Source organism: Jatrophihabitans sp., from assembly GCF_036389215.1.
GTDB lineage: Bacteria > Actinomycetota > Actinomycetes > Mycobacteriales > Jatrophihabitantaceae > Jatrophihabitans_A.
Map to the genome: position 1 here is coordinate 1 of NZ_DASVQG010000341.1, position 15,982 is coordinate 15,982.

The following is a 15,982-nucleotide window of genomic DNA, read 5'->3' on the forward strand; positions in this document are numbered from 1 at the left end:
CAGGAAGTTGCGGGCGTTCTCCTTGCCCTGGCCGAGCTGGTCGCCCTCGTAGGTGTACCAAGCACCGGACTTCCGGACCATGCCCTGCTCGACACCGACGTCGATCAGCGAACCCTCACGGCTGATTCCCTGGCCGTAGACGATGTCGAACTCCGCCTGCTTGAACGGCGGAGCGACCTTGTTCTTGACCACCTTGACCCGGGTCCGGTTGCCTACCGCCTCGCCACCGTCCTTGAGGGTTTCGATACGGCGGACGTCCAGGCGCACCGACGAGTAGAACTTCAGCGCTTTGCCACCGGTGGTGGTCTCGGGCGAGCCGAACATGACGCCGATCTTCTCGCGCAACTGGTTGATGAAGATCGCCGTTGTCTTGGACTGGCTGATCGCCCCCGTCAGCTTGCGCAGGGCCTGGCTCATCAGGCGGGCCTGGAGCCCGACGTGGCTGTCGCCCATCTCGCCCTCGATCTCGGCGCGGGGCACCAGCGCAGCCACCGAGTCGACGACGATGATGTCCAGGGCGCCGGAGCGGATCAGCATGTCCATGATTTCCAGCGCCTGCTCACCGGTGTCGGGCTGGCTGACCAGCAGGGCGTCGGTGTCGACCCCGAGGGCCCGGGCGTATTCGGGATCCAGCGCATGCTCGGCGTCGATGAACGCCGCCACCCCGCCGGCAGCCTGGGCATTGGCGACGGCATGCAGCGCCACGGTCGTCTTGCCCGAGCTCTCCGGGCCGTAGATCTCCACGATCCGGCCACGCGGCAGGCCCCCGATTCCGAGCGCTATGTCCAGCGCGATGGAGCCGGTGGGGATCACCTCGATCGGCACGTAAGGCCGCTCACCCAGCCGCATCACCGAGCCCTTGCCGAACTGCTTGTCTATCTGACCCAGTGCGACTTCGAGTGCCTTGTCACGGTCAAATGCTGCGGCCATCTTGGTACCTCTCTCATGTGGCTGTTCCGTCGAGAGCAACGCTAGAGCTGGCCACCGACACTTTCGCCGGCGAAGCAGATCTGTGGACGACCACGCGCTCGCCTCCTCAGGTTAGCGAACAGGTGTTCGATTGTCCGCAACACGCCGACATCGGTTTCTGGCGGGCGGCCCCCGTTCTGCGGGCCCGTCCTGCCGGCTCAGCCCGGCCGAGGAACCGGCACGCTCAGCGCAGCTTCTGCGGGACGTCGAACTCCTGACAGATCGCGCGCCACACCGATTTCGGTGAGTCCCCCCGCTCGATGGCGTCGTTGACGGTCGCACCCAGCGCCGGCACCCGGTAGTCCGCGGCCAGCGAGTGCGCGTAGGTCGATCCGAACCGGGCTTCCATCCGCTGCCAGAAATCGCTCAGTCGCACACTCGAACAGTAATGCGAGTGCGGCTGATCGCGGTGCTCGGGCAAGATCTCCTCATGTCGGTCCCCGCCTCCCCCGCACCGGAACCCGCCCGCTGGTACGCGCAGGAGACGCTGGTCGGCGCCAAGGTCACGCTCGTGCCGTTGCAACCCGAGCACGCCGAGGGCTACGCCGCGGCAGTGCGCTCCGACGACGGCGCCGAGCAGGTGTACCGCTGGCTGGGTCGGGCTCCGATCCCGGTGACGGCTGAGCTGGCCAGGGCCGAGATCCTCGCCGCGCTGGCGGCCCGGGCCCGCGGTGAGCGGTTTCCGTTCGCCCAGCTGGACTCCGTCACCGGTGAGGTGCTGGGCACCACCAGCTACTACGACGTGGTACCCGAGCTGCGAACACTGTCGATCGGTTACACCTGGCTAGGCAGGCGGTGGTGGCGCACCGGTCACAACACCGAGTCCAAGCTGCTGCTGCTCGCCCAGGCCTTCGACGTGCTGGAAGCCGCCCGGGTGGTCTGGCACACCGACGTGCTCAACGAACGGTCCAGGGCGGCGATCCAAAGGCTCGGCGCCACCTCGGAGGGGGTGCTGCGCAAGCACCGGATCCGAGCCGACGGCACCTGGCGCGACACCGCCCAGTACGCCATGACCGACGAGGACTGGCCGGCAGCCCGGGACCGGCTGCGGACCAGCCTGCGCCGCTGACCACTCATCGACCGCCGCCCTGGCCCTGTCATACCCCGCGCGCACACTGGAGGCATGGACACCTTGTTCGCACCGGCGACCACCGCCTGGTTCGAGGGTGCCTTCGACAGCCCCACCGCGGCCCAGCTCGGGGCCTGGCAGGCCATCGCCAAGGGCGAGCACACGCTGGTGGTCGCCCCGACCGGTTCGGGAAAGACGCTGGCCGCGTTCCTGTCCGCGATCGACCGGCTGGCCGCGCTGCCGATTCCGGATGATCCGAACCGGCGCTGCCGGGTGCTCTACGTCAGCCCGCTCAAGGCGCTGGCGGCAGACGTCGAACGCAACCTGCGCTCGCCGCTGGTCGGAATCTCCCAGGCCGCTCGCCGGCTGGAGCTGCCCGAACCGCGGATTTCGGTCGCCACGCGTTCCGGTGACACCTCGCCCGAGGACCGGCGGGCCTTCGCCCGGCACGGCGCGGACATCCTGATCACCACGCCGGAATCGCTGTTCCTGTTGCTCACCTCCGCGGCCCGGCAAGCCCTGGCCGGGGTCGAGACGGTCATTCTCGACGAGGTGCACGCGGTCGCGGCGACCAAACGGGGCGCGCATCTGGCGGTAAGCCTGGAACGGCTGGACGCGCTGCTCGACCAACCGGCCCAACGGATCGGCCTGTCCGCCACCGTTCGCCCGATCGACGAGGTCGCCACCTTCCTGGCCGGCGGCCGGGCCGTCACCGTGGTCCAACCGCCTACCGTCAAGCGGCTGGACCTGTCGGTGGTGGTGCCGGTCGAAGACCTGACCGAACTCGGCGAGTCCGGCCCCGGCCAGGACCCGCAGCGGCCGACCTCGATCTGGCCGCACGTCGAGGAGCGGATCCTGGACCTGATCGACCAGCACACCTCGACCATCGTCTTCGCCAATTCCCGGCGGCTGGCCGAGCGGCTGACCGCCCGGCTGAACGACCTCGCCCACGAGCGGGACCCGGACCGGGTGGCCGACATCCGGGCACATCACGGCTCGGTGTCGCGCGAGCAGCGCCAGATCGTCGAGGAGGAGCTGAAATCCGGCAGGATACCGGCCGTGGTCGCCACCTCCTCGCTCGAACTGGGCATCGACATGGGCGCGGTCGACCTGGTGGTGCAGGTGGAGTCACCGCCTTCGGTTGCCGCCGGAATGCAGCGGCTGGGCCGGGCCGGGCATCAGGTGGGAGCGGAGTCCCGGGGCGTGATCTTCCCCAAGTACCGCGGTGACCTGCTGGAATGCGCGGTGGTTGCCGAGCGGATCCGCGGCGGTCAGATCGAGTCGATGCGCTATCCCCGGAATCCGCTGGACGTGCTCGCCCAGCAGATCGTGGCGATGGTCGCGCTGGACACCATGACGGTGGACGAGGTCGAGCGGCTGATCCGGCGCAGCGCGTCGTTCGCGACGCTCCCCCGATCCGCGCTGGAGGCGGTTCTGGACATGCTGGCCGGCCGCTATCCCTCCGACGCCTTCGCCGAGTTGCGGCCCAGGCTGGTCTGGGACCGGATCAGCGGGGAACTCACCGGCCGGGCGGGTGCCCAGCGGCTGGCGGTCACCTCGGGCGGCACCATTCCCGACCGCGGCCTGTTCGGGGTGTTCCTGGCCGCCAGCGACGGTCCCGGCCGCCGGGTCGGCGAGCTGGACGAGGAGATGGTCTACGAGTCCCGGGTCGGCGAGGTCTTCCTGCTCGGGTCCTCGTCCTGGCGGATCGAGGACATCACCCACGACCGGGTCCTGGTCAGCCCGGCACCCGGCCAGGCAGGCAAGATGCCGTTCTGGAAGGGGGACTCGCTGGGCCGCCCGGTGGAACTCGGCCGAGCCCTGGGCGCGTTCGTGCGTGAACTCGGCAGCGCCACCGAGGCAGCGGCGATCCAGCGAGCGCGAACGGCCGGGCTGGACGAGTGGGCGGCGGCCAACCTGGTCGGCTACCTCGCCGAACAGCGCCGCGCCACCGGTCACCTGCCCACCGACCGGACGATCGTGGTCGAGCGGTTCCGTGACGAGCTCGGTGACTGGCGGCTGGTCCTGCACTCCCCGTTCGGCGCACCGGTGAACGCCCCGTGGGCGCTGGCGATCTCGGCCGCGCTGCGCGAGCGGTACGGCCTGGACGTGCAGTCGATGCATTCCGACGACGGCATCGTGCTGCGGCTGCCCGACACCACGGCAGAGCCGCCGGGTGCCGACATCACTGTCTTCGACCCGGCGGAGATCGCCGGCCTGGTCACCGGCGAGGTGACGAACTCGGCGCTGTTCGCATCCAGGTTCCGCGAGTGCGCGGCCCGCTCACTGCTGCTGCCCAAGCGTGACCCGCGCCGGCGGGCGCCGCTGTGGCAGCAACGGCAGCGTGCCAACGCGCTGATGCAGGTCGCCCGTGACTACGGCCAGTTCCCGGTGGTGCTGGAAGCCATGCGCGAATGCCTGCAGGACGTCTATGACCTGCCGGGCCTGACCGAACTCATGCGCCAGTTGCAGTCCCGGGAGATCCGGCTGGTCGAGGTCGAGACGGCCAGCCCCTCGCCGTTCTCGCAATCCCTGCTGTTCAGCTACGTCGGCATGTTCCTCTATGACACCGACGCGCCGCTGGCCGAGCGCCGGGCGCAGGCGCTGGCTCTGGACACCTCTCTGCTGGCCGAGCTGATGGGCTCCCCGGACCTGCGGGACCTGCTGGATGAGAACGCCATCGCGGAGTCGATCGCCGATGCGCAGCGGCTCAGCGAGCAGCGCCAGGTTCGGGGGCCGGATCAGACCCACGACCTGCTCCGGGAGGTCGGTGACCTCAGTAGCGCCGAAGCCGTCGCCCGGGGCGCGAGCGAAGCGGACCTGCACCAGCTGCGCTCCACCCGGCGGGCCATCACCGTCCGGATCGCCGGTGAGCTGCGCTGGCTGGCGATCGAGGACGCCGGACGGGTACGCGATGCTCTCGGGGCCGCGCTGCCGATCGGAATTCCGGAGGCATTCACCGAGCTGGTCGCCGATCCGCTGGGTGACCTGCTGTCCAGGTATGCCCGGACGCACGGCCCGTTCGTGATCGCCGAGCCCGCGGCCCGGCTGGGGCTGGGCACGGCTGTCGTCCAGGCCGGCCTGGAACGACTGGTCGCCAGCGGACAGGTGGTCGCAGGTGAGTTCACGCCGGGCCGGGTCGGGCGCGAGTACTGCGGCGCCACCATGCTGCGCACCATCCGGCGGCGGTCGCTGGCGGCGCTCCGCCGGGAGGTGGAGCCGGCCCCCCAGGCGGTGCTGGCTCGGTTCCTGCCCGAGTGGCAGGGCGTCGGAGGCAGCCGTCGCGGCAGGGGCATCGACGGCCTGGCTCGGGTGATCGAACAACTGGCCGGCGTCGCGGTGCCGGCCAGCGCGCTGGAGAGCCTGGTGCTGCCGGCCCGGCTCTCGGACTACTCGCCGGCACTGCTGGACGAGCTCACCAGCTCCGGGGAGGTGCTGTGGTGCGGAGCCGGCGCGCTGGCCGGCAACGACGGCTGGCTGACGCTGGTCCCGGCCTCGGCTGCCGGGGAGCTGTTGCCCCCCGTTGCCGACCTCGAACTGACGCCGGTGCACAAGGCTGTGCTGGCCGCGCTGGACGGTGAGCAGGCACTGTTCCTGCGGGCGATCAGCGACCGGGTGGCCGCTGAGCTGGCCGGTACCGCTGAGCTGGCCGGTACCACGGGGCTGGCCGGTACCGCGGAGGTTGCCGGTACCGGGGGGCTGGCCGGTACCGCAGGGCTGGCCGGCACCGCTGAGGTGTCCGAGGCCGACCTGACCCGGGCGATCTGGGACCTGGCGTTCGCGGGCTTCATCACCAACGACACGCTGGCACCGGTGCGCGGCCGGCTAGGTGGCGGGCGTACCGCGCACGGCCGGCGGCCGGCCCCTCCCCGAGCCAGGTACGGCCGGTTCAACCTGGCCGGCGCCACGCTGGCGGCAACCGGGCGGCAACCCGTCAGCAGCCTTCCGGGGCGCTGGTCCCGGCTGCCCGAGCGCACCCCTGACGATGCCCGCCGGGCGCTGCTGCGTACCGAGGTGCTGCTGGACCGCTACGGCATCCTGACCCGCGGCGAGGTGGCCGCCGAAGGGGTGGTCGGTGGGTTCTCGGCCGTCTATCCGGTGCTCCGGCAGGGCGAGGACGCCGGGCGCTACCGGCGTGGCTACTTCGTCGAGGGCCTGGGCGCGGCCCAGTTCGGGCTCACCGGCGCGATCGACCGGCTGCGCACCCTGACCACCGCCTACGAACGGGGCGATCCCGCGGAAGCCGAGGCGCTGGTGCTGGCAGCCACCGATCCCGCGAACCCCTACGGAGCGGCGCTGGCCTGGCCGGACCGGGTGCACCTGCCCGAACTGGAGGCCGGCAAGCGCGGTCATCAGCCGGCCCGCAAGGCCGGCGCCCTGGTGGTGCTGGTGAACGGCGAATGTGCGCTGTACGTCGAGCGTGGTGGCAAGACGCTGCTGTCCTTCACGGCGGATGAGGCGCTGCTGCAGGCGGCGGCCGCGGCGCTGGCGGTCAGCGCCCGGGCCGGTTCGCTGGGCAAGCTGCATGTCGAATCGGCCGATGGCGACCCGATCGTGGCATCGGTACTGGGTTCGGCCCTGGAGCAGGCAGGCTTTCGCCCGTCGCCCCGGGGCCTGCGGCTGCGAGCGTGAGCTAGGTGCCCGAAGGCGACACCGTCTACATCACCAGCCAGCGGCTGCACGCCGCGCTGGCCGGGCGCCCGGTGACCCGGTTCGACCTGCGGACGCCCGCTCTTGCGCTTGCCGACCTGACCGGTGCCACCGTCACCGAGGTGGTGCCGCGCGGCAAGCACATCCTGATCCGGTTCTCCACCGGGCAGAGCCTGCACAGCCACCTGCGGATGGACGGGAGCTGGCAGGTGGGCCCGGCGAAGTCCCGGCCACGGGGCCGCGACTTCGAGATCAGGGCGCTGGTCGGCAACGCCGACTGGTTGGCCGCCGGCTTCCGGCTGCACGACCTGAAGCTGGTGGCCACCGACGCCGAGAACGAGGTGGTCGGGCACCTCGGCCCGGATCTGCTGGCACCGGACTTCGACCGTGCCGAGGCGCTGCGCAGGTTCGCCGGCCAGCCGTCGAGGCCCATCGGTGAGGCGCTGCTGGACCAGCGGCTGGCCGCCGGCATCGGCAACGTCTACAAGAGCGAGGTGCTGTTCCTGAACAGGCTCAGCCCATTCCTGCCGGTAGCCGACGTACCCGACCTCGGCGCCGTCATCGACGACTCGGTACGGCTGCTGCGCGGCAACCTCGGCGACTACAGCAGGACCACCACCGGTTGGCGCCAGCCCGGCCAGCAGTACTGGGTCTACGGCCGTGCCGGTAAGGGCTGCCGGCGGTGCGGCACCGCGGTGCGCCAGTGCGAGCAGGGCGAGGATCCGGCGACGGAGCGCATCACCTACTTCTGCCCGTCCTGCCAGGCGGCGCCGGCGGACAGCGATCGGCGACCTAGCGCTCGGTCTCGGCCCGTTCGGTGACGGTCTGGTCGCTGGTCAGCGGTGGCCTGGCCTTCTCCAGCGCAGGGGGCGCGGAATCGGACAGGGCCGCGGCGCCGCCGTCGCCACCGGTGGCAGACCCGAGCGAGGCTCGAATCTCGGCCAGCCGCGCCTGGCCGGCCATGTTGGTGGTAGCCCTGCGGACCTCCAGCATCCGGCCCTGGACCGAGTTGGTGGCCAGATCGGCCTGGCCGAGCGCGTTGGCGTAGCGCCGTTCGATCTTGTCGCGTACCTCGTCCAGCGAGGGGGTGTTTCTCGGAGCGGCCAACTCCCCCATCTGGTTCAGCGCCGCCGACACGTGCTCCTGCATCTTGGCCTGCTCCAGCTGGCCCAGCAGCTTCGTGCGCTCGGCCATCTTCTCCTGCAGCGTCATCGCGTTGTCCTGCACGGCCTGGCGGGCCTGCTGGGCGGCGCTGATCGACTGATCGTGCATTTGCTTGAGATCGGCGGCGGCGGCCTCGGCGGTCACCAGTTGGTTGGCCAGCACCCCGGCGGTCTGCTCGAAGTCGGCGGCCTTCGTCTCGTCGCCGGCGGCGCGCGCCTGGTCGGCCAGCACCAGGGCCTGGCGGGCCTGGGCCTGAAGTTCCTCGATCTGGCTCAGCTGCCGGTCGAGTTTGAGCTCCAGCTGATGCTGGGTGCCTATCACGCGCGCGGCTTGATTGCTCAGTGCCACGTGCTGGCGCTGGGCATCCTCGATCGCCTGCCGGATCTGGATCTCGGGGTCGGCGTTCTCGTCGACCTTGGCACCGAACCAGGCTGAGATATAACGCCAGGCCTTGACCAAACCGTTCGCCATCGCTGCTACGACCTTCCGGTAACCGTCGGAGACATCACTGCCTACCCCAGTCTGCATCATGGCCGGCAGCGCGGTCCAAATCGGCTACCGCGGATCGTGGGGGTGACACGAGCGGGTGCAGCCCTATCGGCCGCGGACGCCCTATCTCGCCGCGGGCAGGCCGGAGAGCAGCACCGTCACATCGGCTGCGATGTCGAGCTCGTCCGCCGGCGCGATGATGAACGACGACAGCCAGCGCAGCACCGTCGGAGTGCCGCCCCGGCCGGCCCGGCGCAGCAGCTGCTCGACGGCGCGGGCCACCCGCCCCCAGCCCGGGGTGCGCACATCGACCCGGGCCAGCACCGCGAGCGTGGTGGTGTCCTGGCCACCCAGCGCCTCGAGCAGCGGGTGTTCCGATACCGCTACCGCGGCGGAGGCCAGCGCCTGGGGCAGCTCCAAGTCGGCCACCGTCGACACCAGCCGGTCGATCTCATCGAGCAGCAGGGCCGCCAGCACGTCCTCGCGGGTCCGGAAGTGGTTGTACAGCGTGGCCTTGGCGACCCCGCCCCGTGCGGCGACCTGGGCCATCGTGATCTTGGTTCCGTTCGCCTCGACGGCAGCTCGGGCACCGTCCAGGATCGCCGCCCGGCTGCGAGCCATCGGGCCGGCCATTCGGGCGCCTGCCGTAGCGGCGGGCGAGGTCCGCCGCCGGGAATCGCTGCCGGCCGCCTGTGGGCGGGCACCGCCGGACGGAGCAGCCGAGCCGCCGGCTGGAGCGGCCGAGCCGGACGGAGCAGCCGAGCCGGACGGAGCAGCCGAGCCACCGGCTGGAGCGGCCGAGCCGGACGGAGCAGCCGAGCCGGACGGAGCAGCCGACCTGGCCGGAGCAGCCGACCTGGCCGGAGCAGCCGAGCCACCAGCGGCGACGCCGGTGGCGGAGACCCGCGGCTGCGCTCGGGGTACCGGAGCCGACGTGGTGGACCGAAGCACGAAGTCGGACAGCGGGTCGGGGCGGCGGGGCGAACTCTGCGTGCTCATACCCCGAAGTTAGGTGGCTGACCCGCGCCCACCGGCTAGCCGCATGCCCGACACGCCCATTGTCTCGACCGTGGCATGAGAGTTACCGCACGGCTGGGCCGCACGGCAGTCACATCGGGCTAGGCCGCCACGTTGGGCAGCGCGCGCACCTGCGGTCCCTCGGTGCCCCGGGACGGAGCCGGGGTCAGCACCGGAGAGCCACGCCGGGCGCCGAGCACCATGGCCCGCTCGGCCATCGTCTCCTGGCGACGCAGCGTGTCCGAGACCAGCAGGAACACCTCGGACAGCGGAATGTCGAGTGCCTCGCAGATCGCCGCGAGCAGCTCGGAGGAAGGCTCCTTGTGGCCGCGCTCGATCTCGGACAGGTAACCCAGGCTCACCCGCGCCGCCGCGGACACCTCACGAAGCGTGCGGCGCTGGCGCAGGCGGACCGCGCGCAGGGTCTCGCCGACCACATGGCGGAGAACTGCCATCTCGCGAAACCCCCTTCGTCCACCGATCGCGTCATCTGCCGTGAATCCTCATCGGCCGACTGGCGATCTTCTGAAATCCAATGCTAGTCCGGTCGTATGTTCCAGCGCCGAACCCACCAACTTATTTGCTGACAGCGAACTTGCAGCCGCCCGTCAGGGTGCTCCGGTGAGGTGGAAAACCGCTCCGGCGAGAAGCGCGACTGCTTGTTCAACGATCTGTACCCGGATCGTGTTCCGGTCACCCGTCAGATTCAGTTCTGAGACCGATTCGATACCGTCGTCCGGGCCGGGACCCACGACGGCCATGAAGACCGTTCCTACCGCCTTGCCGTCCTGCGGTTGCGGTCCGGCGACCCCGGTCACCCCGACACCCCAGCTGGCCGACAGCCGGCTGCGCACACCCCGGGCGAGTTCCAGCGCGACCTGGGGGGCGACCGGGCCATGCTCGGCGAGCAGGCTTTCGGTAACGCCGGCCAGCCGGGCCTTGAGGTCGGTGGCATACACCACCAGCCCGCCGCGGAAGGTGGCGCTGGCCCCGGCGGTGCTGGTCAACGCCGCCGACAGCAAGCCGCCAGTCACCGATTCGGCCACCGCCACCGTCTGCTGCTGCTCGCCCAGCATCCGGTGCAGCTGCTCCAACCGGCCGGCGAAGTCCAGGTCCGGGCCGGGGCCGTCAGCAGGGCCGGAGTCGTCAGCAGGGCCGGGGCCGTCAGCAGGGCCGGTCATGCCCCCACCACCCGGCGCAGCCGCACCGCCCGAGCCACGTAGTCAAGGCCCGTCACGACGGTCAGCACCACGGCAGCCGCCATCACCGCGGTGGCGGCGATGTGCAGCGCGCCTGACAGCGGCAGCACCAGCAGCCCGATCGCCACTCCCTGCAGCAGGGTCTTGACCTTGCCGCCACGGCTGGCCGACATCACGCCGTGCCGGATCACCCAGAACCTCAGCAGCGTGACACCGACCTCGCGGACCAGGATCACCACCGTCACCCACCAGGGCAGGTCGCCCAGCATCGACAGCCCGACCAGCGCGGTGCCGATCAGCGCCTTGTCCGCGATCGGGTCGGCCAGCTTGCCGAACTCGGTGACCAGGCCGCGCCGGCGCGCGATCTCGCCGTCGACCCGGTCGGTGAGGCTGGCCACCGCGAAGATCGCCCAGGCCGTCACCCGCCAACCCGGCGCGTGCCCGCTGCCGTGGAACAGCGCCACCGCGAAGAACGGCACCAGCACCAGCCGCAGCATGGTCAGGGCGTTGGCGATGTTCCACGCCGAGACGGTGGTCACCGGATCGGCGATCGGGTCGATGCGCGGTTCGATTCCGGTCATCGCGTCATCGCGCCGAACCGGGAACCACGTCGGCGATCAGGTCCGCACCGTCGTTGCCGGTGACCACCGCCCGCACCAGCAGGCCGGGACGCAGCCCCGCAAGCTCGCCGGTCAGCCGCACCGCGCCGTCTGTCTCGGGCGCCTGGTGGGCCGCCCGGCCGGACAGCTCGCCGTCCTCAGCCGTCTCGATCAGCACCTCGACGCCCTCACCGAGCCGGTCCTCGGCACGCTGGTCGATGAGTTCGTTCACCAGTGTGGCCACCCGCTCGACCCGGCCGGCGATCACGTCGGGGTCGAGCTTGCCGTCGAACTGCTCGGCCTCGGTGCCGTCCTCGTCGGAGTACCCGAACACCCCGACCACATCCAGCCGGGCCAGGGTCAGGAACCGCTCCAGCTCGGCCAGGTCGTCCTCGGTCTCGCCCGGAAAACCCACGATGACGTTGCTCCGGGCCCCTGCCTGCGGCGCCAGCGCCCGGGCCTGGGAGAGCAGGCCGAGGAAGGACTCGGTCGAGCCGAACCGCTTCATCCTGCGCAGCACCTGCGGGGCGGCGTGCTGGAAGGACAGGTCGAAGTACGGCAGCACCCCCGGCGTGCCGGCGATGACCTGCAGCAGCGAGGGGCGCAACTCGGCGGGCTGCAGATAGGAGACCCGGACCCATTCGATGCCCTCGATCGCGGCGAGCTCGGGCAGCAACGCCTCCAGCGCCCGCAGGTTGCCGAGATCCTTGCCGTAGGACGTGGAGTTCTCGCTGACCAGCACGAGCTCGCGGACGCCCTGGCCGGCCAGCCAGTGCGCCTCGGCCAGGATCTCGGCCGGATCGCGGGACACGAACGCGCCGCGGAAGGACGGGATGGCGCAGAACGTGCACCGGCGGTCACAGCCGGAGGCGAGCTTGAGATAGGCCACCGGCGCGTCGTCGAGCCGGGCCCGCGCGGTCGTGGGGCCCCACCGGTGGCCTGGCACGGCGACCTCGGACGCCGCCGACCGGCGCTGGGCCGGGCTGATCGGCAGCAGGGTGCGCCGATCGGTCGGGGTATGCGGGGCGATCGGCCGGCCGGCCAGCACGTCGTCGAGCCGGGCGTCGATGCTGGCGTAGGAGTCGAAGCCGAGAATGGCGTCGGCCTCGGGCAGGGCGCCCGCCAGCTGCTCGCCGTAGCGCTCGGCCAGGCATCCGACGGCGACCACCTTCTTGCCACTGTCCGCAGCCGCCAGCAGGGTGTCGATCGAATCCTTCTTGGCGGAGTCGATGAAGCCGCAGGTGTTCACCACGACCACGTCGGCGGCGTCGGACTCGGCCAGCTGCCAGCCCCGGGAGGTCAGGGTGCCGGCGAGCTCCTCGGAATCCACCTCGTTGCGGGCGCAGCCCAGCGTGACGATGGCGACGCTGCCGCTGGCTGGCGCTCCGGAGGGCGGTTGGGACACATCAGCAGGCTACCCGTGGCGCGGCAGGCGATCCGCGCCCTGGCCAGCTAGCCCGGAGTTCACGCCCGGTTGTGCCACCGGTTGAGTATCGTGCGGCCATGCCCGAGATCAGCCCCGCGAACGCGGCTGACCACATCCTGATCAGGCGGGCCCGCACCAGTGACGTGCCGGCGATCAAGGACCTGGTCGACACCTACACCGGCCAGCGGGTGCTGCTTGCCAAGGACACCGTGACGCTGTACGAGTCGGTGCAGGAATTCCGGGTGGCCGAGCAGGACGGCGCGGTGATCGGGTGCGGCGCGGTGCACGTGCTGTGGGAGGACCTGGGCGAGATCCGGACGCTGGCAGTGGCCCCGGAACGGCGCGGCCGCCGGATCGGTGACCTGCTGCTCGGTGAATTGATCGCCGGCGCCCGCGAACTGGGGCTGCACCGGTTGTTCGCGCTGACCTTCCAGACCCGGTTCTTCGCCCGGCACGGCTTCATCGAGATCGACGACACCCCGGTGGACACCGAGGTGTATGCCCAGCTGCGCCGCTCCTATGACGCCGGCATCGCCGAGTTCCTCGATCTGGAGTACGTCAAGCCGAACACCCTGGGCAACTGCCGGATGCTGCTCACGCTCGACAGCCGTCCCCATGCCCCGGAACGGGCCGCGAACGGCCGCTGGCCGCTGGGCGCCGAACCATCACGTGGAGGTTGATACTTCCGCGCGCCTCTCCAGTCACAGAAGACAACATCTATACCCTGCGTAACGGAGGTGTTGTCTATGACCGGATTTCAGTTGGCCCGTCCTGGGTCTGCCAGCTGGACGGTGCCCGCCCGGGAAGCTGTCGGCTCCGGCCGCCATGCCTCGAACGAGCGCGCCAGGTTGACGTTCCGGCGGCTGTTCTACCTGGCCCGGCACGCGACGCGCGGCTAAGACGCGCGGCTAACACGCCTCGCCGGCCTTTCGGCCCTGACCGCAGTCGCGGTCAGGGCCGTTCGTCGTCTCCACAGTTCGTCGTTACCGCAGTTCGCCTGGTCAGAACGGCACGTCTGGTCAGGACGGCACGGGTGCTGTCCTCAGAACGGCGCGGGTGGTCAGGAGTGCGCCGGTGCTGTCCTCAGAACGGCGCGGGCTCGTCCTCGTCGTCGGCCACCAGGTCCTCGGCACCGCCGCCGTTGCGCAGCGTGTACATCAGCCCGGCAAGCTCATCGGGCTTCACCAGCACGTCGCGGGCCTTGGAACCCTCCGATGGGCCCACGATCGAGCGGGACTCCATCAGGTCCATCAACCGGCCGGCCTTGGCGAACCCGACCCGGAGCTTGCGCTGCAGCATCGACGTCGACCCGAACTGGGTCGAGACCACCAGCTCCACCGCCTGCAGGAAGACGTCCATGTCGTCACCGATATCGGAGTCGATCTCCTTGGTGGCCGCGGCCGGCACCGTCACGTCCTCGCGGTAGGTCGGCTGCAACTGGGCCTTGCAGTGCGCCACGATCGCGCTGATCTCGGCATCGGTGACGTAGGCGCCCTGGATCCGGGCCGGCTTGGAAGCTCCCATCGGCAGGAACAGCCCGTCGCCCTTGCCGAGCAGCTTCTCAGCACCCGGCTGGTCCAGGATGACCCGGGAGTCGGTCACCGACGAGGTCTTGAAGCCCAACCGGGACGGCACGTTGGCCTTGATCAGGCCGGTCACCACGTCGACCGAGGGCCGCTGGGTGGCGATGACCAGGTGGATGCCGGCCGCCCGGGCCAGCTGGGTGATCCGCACGATCGCGTCCTCCACGTCGCGCGGGGCCACCATCATCAGGTCCGCCAGCTCGTCGACGATCACCAGCAGGTAGGGGTAGGGCCTGTAGACCCGCTCGCTGCCGGGCGGGGCGACCAGCTCGCCGTGGCGCACCTTGCGGTTGAAGTCGTCGATGTGCCGCACGCCCGAGGCCTCCATGTCCTCGTAGCGCATGTCCATCTCACGCACCACCCAGCCGAGGGCGTCGGCCGCCTTCTTCGGATTGGTGATCACCGGCGTCACCAGGTGCGGGATCCCCTGGTAGGCGGCGAACTCGACCCGCTTCGGATCGATCAGCACCATCCGGACCTCGTCCGGGGTCGCCCTGGTCAGCACCGACAGGATCAGGGAGTTGATGCACGAGCTCTTGCCGGCGCCGGTCGCCCCCGCGACGAGCAGGTGCGGCATCTTGGCCAGGTTGGCCACCACGAAGCCGCCCTCGACGTCCTTGCCGAGCGCGGCCAGCATCGGGTGGTGGTCGCGCAGCGCCACGTTCGAGCGCAGTACGTCCCCGAGCATCACGATTTCAGGGTCGGTGTTGGGGATCTCGACGCCGACGGCGGACTTGCCGGGGATCGGGCTGATGATCCGGACGTCCGGGCTCTTCACGGCGTAGGCGATGTTGCGGGCCAGCTGGATGATCCGCTCGACCTTGACGCCCGGGCCGAGTTCGACCTCGTAGCGGGTGACGGTGGGACCGCGGCTGAAGCCGGTGACCGCACAGTCGACGTTGAACTCCTCGAAGACCTGCGTCAGCGAGGCGATCACCTCGTCATTGGCCCGGGTGTGCGCCAGGTGTTGTGACCCGACACCGAGGATGTCGGGTGAGGGCAACACGTAGGCGGCGCCACCGTGCAGCTCCAGCTGGGTCGGCCTGGTGACCGGCGGCAGGTCGTCCTCGACCGCCGGCCTGGCCCGGGGCTTGCGTGGCCTGCGGGCAGCCGGGTCCGTCCCGGAAAGCCCGCCGTTCTCCGAGGCTGGATCGATGGCCGGGTCGCCGGCTGGGAACGGGTCGTCGAGGAACGGGTCGACCTCGCCGTCCAGGCCTGGCCCGGTGCCGGCGGTGTCCCCGGCGCGCCGGCCGGTGACCGGATCGTCGGCTTCGCCGGCGGGCGGACGGGTGACCAGCTCACGCACCAGGCTGGGCAGCTGGTTGAGCGGGGTGGCGGTCACCACCAGGACGCCGAAGGCCCCGAGCAGGAACAGCACCAGGACCACCAGGCTGGCCGGCAGTACCCGTTCCAGCTGGCCGGTGAGCACCCCGGTGACCCCGCCGGCATGGGACCAGCCGGTCTCGTCGCGCGGCGAGTCGGCCCACAGGTGCAGCATGCCGGTGACCGTGAGCAGGATCGCCAGCCCGCCGACCAGCAGCCGGCCCCGGCGCTCGGGGTGCGGCTGCTGGCGCAGCAGGTGCACCGCCCAGACGATCAACAGCGGCGGCAGCAGCAGCGCCAGGTTGCCGACCAGCAACCGGAACAGCCCGGTGATCGCCGCCCCGAGCGGGCCGGCCGCGGCGAACCACACCGCGATCGCCGAGATCAGTCCCAGCGCCAGCACGGCCAGGCCCTCGCCGTCGCGGCGGTGGGCCGGGTCCAGCTCGCGCGCGGTGGCCGCGTTGCGTCCCACCGCCCGGGCCAGCGTTCCGGCG

14 protein-coding genes are annotated in these 15,982 nt (G+C 70.9%); 5 read left to right on the plus strand and 9 right to left on the minus strand.

Annotated features, from left to right (window positions below; translation table 11 throughout):
• Nucleotides 1-930, minus strand: a 930-nt coding sequence (gene recA / locus VF542_RS19400; protein ID WP_408653343.1) for a recombinase RecA, incomplete at its 3' end; no start/stop codon positions are given.
• Between the two features lie 223 nt (nt 931-1,153).
• The gene (locus VF542_RS19405) at nt 1,154-1,345 is read right to left on the minus strand and encodes a DUF3046 domain-containing protein (protein WP_408653344.1); all 192 of its coding nucleotides are present in this window, start codon (nt 1,343-1,345) and stop codon (nt 1,154-1,156) included.
• A 54-nt stretch (nt 1,346-1,399) separates the two neighbouring features.
• Here VF542_RS19405 and VF542_RS19410 point away from each other — a divergent pair, with 54 nt between their 5' ends.
• Genes VF542_RS19410 through VF542_RS19420 form a run of 3 tightly spaced genes read left to right on the plus strand, consistent with a single transcriptional unit; the run spans nt 1,400 to nt 7,509 of the window.
• Entirely contained in the window at nt 1,400-2,038 is a 639-nt protein-coding gene (locus VF542_RS19410) for a GNAT family N-acetyltransferase (protein WP_408653345.1), read from the plus strand.
• A gap of 54 nt (nt 2,039-2,092) precedes the next feature.
• Nucleotides 2,093-6,670 carry a DEAD/DEAH box helicase gene (locus VF542_RS19415; protein WP_408653346.1) on the plus strand — a complete coding sequence of 1,526 codons (4,578 nt, stop codon included), beginning with the start codon at nt 2,093-2,095 and terminating at the stop codon, nt 6,668-6,670.
• A 5-nt stretch (nt 6,671-6,675) separates the two neighbouring features.
• Complete coding sequence (locus VF542_RS19420; protein WP_408653347.1) at nt 6,676-7,509, plus strand: DNA-formamidopyrimidine glycosylase family protein; 834 nt, start codon at nt 6,676-6,678, stop codon at nt 7,507-7,509.
• Here the strand turns inward: VF542_RS19420 and VF542_RS19425 are convergent.
• The 6 genes from VF542_RS19425 to rimO all read right to left on the minus strand — a co-directional run bounded on the left by VF542_RS19425 (nt 7,481) and on the right by rimO (nt 12,561).
• Nucleotides 7,481-8,323: a PspA/IM30 family protein gene (locus tag VF542_RS19425; RefSeq protein WP_408653348.1), complete on the minus strand. Its 843-nt coding sequence runs from the start codon at nt 8,321-8,323 to the stop codon at nt 7,481-7,483. The two genes, VF542_RS19420 and VF542_RS19425, sit on opposite strands and share 29 nt — an antisense overlap.
• 141 nt (nt 8,324-8,464) lie before the next feature.
• Nucleotides 8,465-8,974, minus strand: a complete 510-nt coding sequence (locus VF542_RS19430) for a TetR/AcrR family transcriptional regulator (RefSeq protein ID WP_408653349.1) — start codon at nt 8,972-8,974, stop codon at nt 8,465-8,467.
• Nucleotides 8,975-9,459: 485 nt separating this feature from the next.
• Nucleotides 9,460-9,813, minus strand: coding sequence for a helix-turn-helix domain-containing protein (locus VF542_RS19435; RefSeq protein WP_408653350.1), 354 nt, complete (start codon nt 9,811-9,813; stop codon nt 9,460-9,462).
• A 153-nt stretch (nt 9,814-9,966) separates the two neighbouring features.
• Nucleotides 9,967-10,539: a CinA family protein gene (locus VF542_RS19440; RefSeq protein WP_408653351.1), complete on the minus strand. Its 573-nt coding sequence runs from the start codon at nt 10,537-10,539 to the stop codon at nt 9,967-9,969.
• Complete coding sequence (pgsA, locus tag VF542_RS19445) at nt 10,536-11,138, minus strand: CDP-diacylglycerol--glycerol-3-phosphate 3-phosphatidyltransferase (protein WP_408653352.1); 603 nt, start codon at nt 11,136-11,138, stop codon at nt 10,536-10,538. Before pgsA ends, VF542_RS19440 begins: the two co-directional genes overlap by 4 nt.
• 4 nt (nt 11,139-11,142) lie before the next feature.
• A complete protein-coding gene (gene rimO, locus VF542_RS19450) occupies nt 11,143-12,561 on the minus strand; it encodes a 30S ribosomal protein S12 methylthiotransferase RimO (RefSeq protein WP_408653353.1) in 1,419 nt (472 codons plus the stop codon).
• A 98-nt stretch (nt 12,562-12,659) separates the two neighbouring features.
• Here rimO and VF542_RS19455 point away from each other — a divergent pair, with 98 nt between their 5' ends.
• Both VF542_RS19455 and VF542_RS19460 read left to right on the plus strand, forming a co-directional pair.
• Nucleotides 12,660-13,262 (plus strand): amino-acid N-acetyltransferase, encoded by a 603-nt coding sequence (locus VF542_RS19455; protein ID WP_408653354.1) that lies wholly within the window; start codon nt 12,660-12,662, stop codon nt 13,260-13,262.
• Nucleotides 13,263-13,328: 66 nt separating this feature from the next.
• Nucleotides 13,329-13,481 carry a hypothetical protein gene (locus VF542_RS19460; protein WP_408653355.1) on the plus strand — a complete coding sequence of 51 codons (153 nt, stop codon included), beginning with the start codon at nt 13,329-13,331 and terminating at the stop codon, nt 13,479-13,481.
• Nucleotides 13,482-13,665: 184 nt separating this feature from the next.
• Here the strand turns inward: VF542_RS19460 and VF542_RS19465 are convergent.
• The coding region (locus tag VF542_RS19465; RefSeq protein WP_408653356.1) for a DNA translocase FtsK at nt 13,666-15,982 on the minus strand (2,317 nt) is incomplete at its 5' end.

What these genes read in the sequence shown, in the direction of transcription:
- VF542_RS19425 (WP_408653348.1), bottom strand. Translation starts at nt 8,323, where the DNA reads ATGGCGAACGGTTTGGTCAAGGCCTGGCGTTATATCTCAGCCTGGTTC.
- VF542_RS19430 (WP_408653349.1), bottom strand. Translation starts at nt 8,974, where the DNA reads ATGGCCGGCCCGATGGCTCGCAGCCGGGCGGCGATCCTGGACGGTGCC.
- VF542_RS19435 (WP_408653350.1), bottom strand. Translation starts at nt 9,813, where the DNA reads ATGGCAGTTCTCCGCCATGTGGTCGGCGAGACCCTGCGCGCGGTCCGC.
- pgsA (WP_408653352.1), bottom strand. Translation starts at nt 11,138, where the DNA reads ATGACCGGAATCGAACCGCGCATCGACCCGATCGCCGATCCGGTGACC.
- VF542_RS19455 (WP_408653354.1), top strand. Translation starts at nt 12,660, where the DNA reads ATGCCCGAGATCAGCCCCGCGAACGCGGCTGACCACATCCTGATCAGG.
- VF542_RS19410 (WP_408653345.1), top strand. Translation starts at nt 1,400, where the DNA reads ATGTCGGTCCCCGCCTCCCCCGCACCGGAACCCGCCCGCTGGTACGCG.
- VF542_RS19415 (WP_408653346.1), top strand. Translation starts at nt 2,093, where the DNA reads ATGGACACCTTGTTCGCACCGGCGACCACCGCCTGGTTCGAGGGTGCC.
- VF542_RS19440 (WP_408653351.1), bottom strand. Translation starts at nt 10,539, where the DNA reads ATGACCGGCCCTGCTGACGGCCCCGGCCCTGCTGACGACTCCGGCCCT.
- VF542_RS19460 (WP_408653355.1), top strand. Translation starts at nt 13,329, where the DNA reads ATGACCGGATTTCAGTTGGCCCGTCCTGGGTCTGCCAGCTGGACGGTG.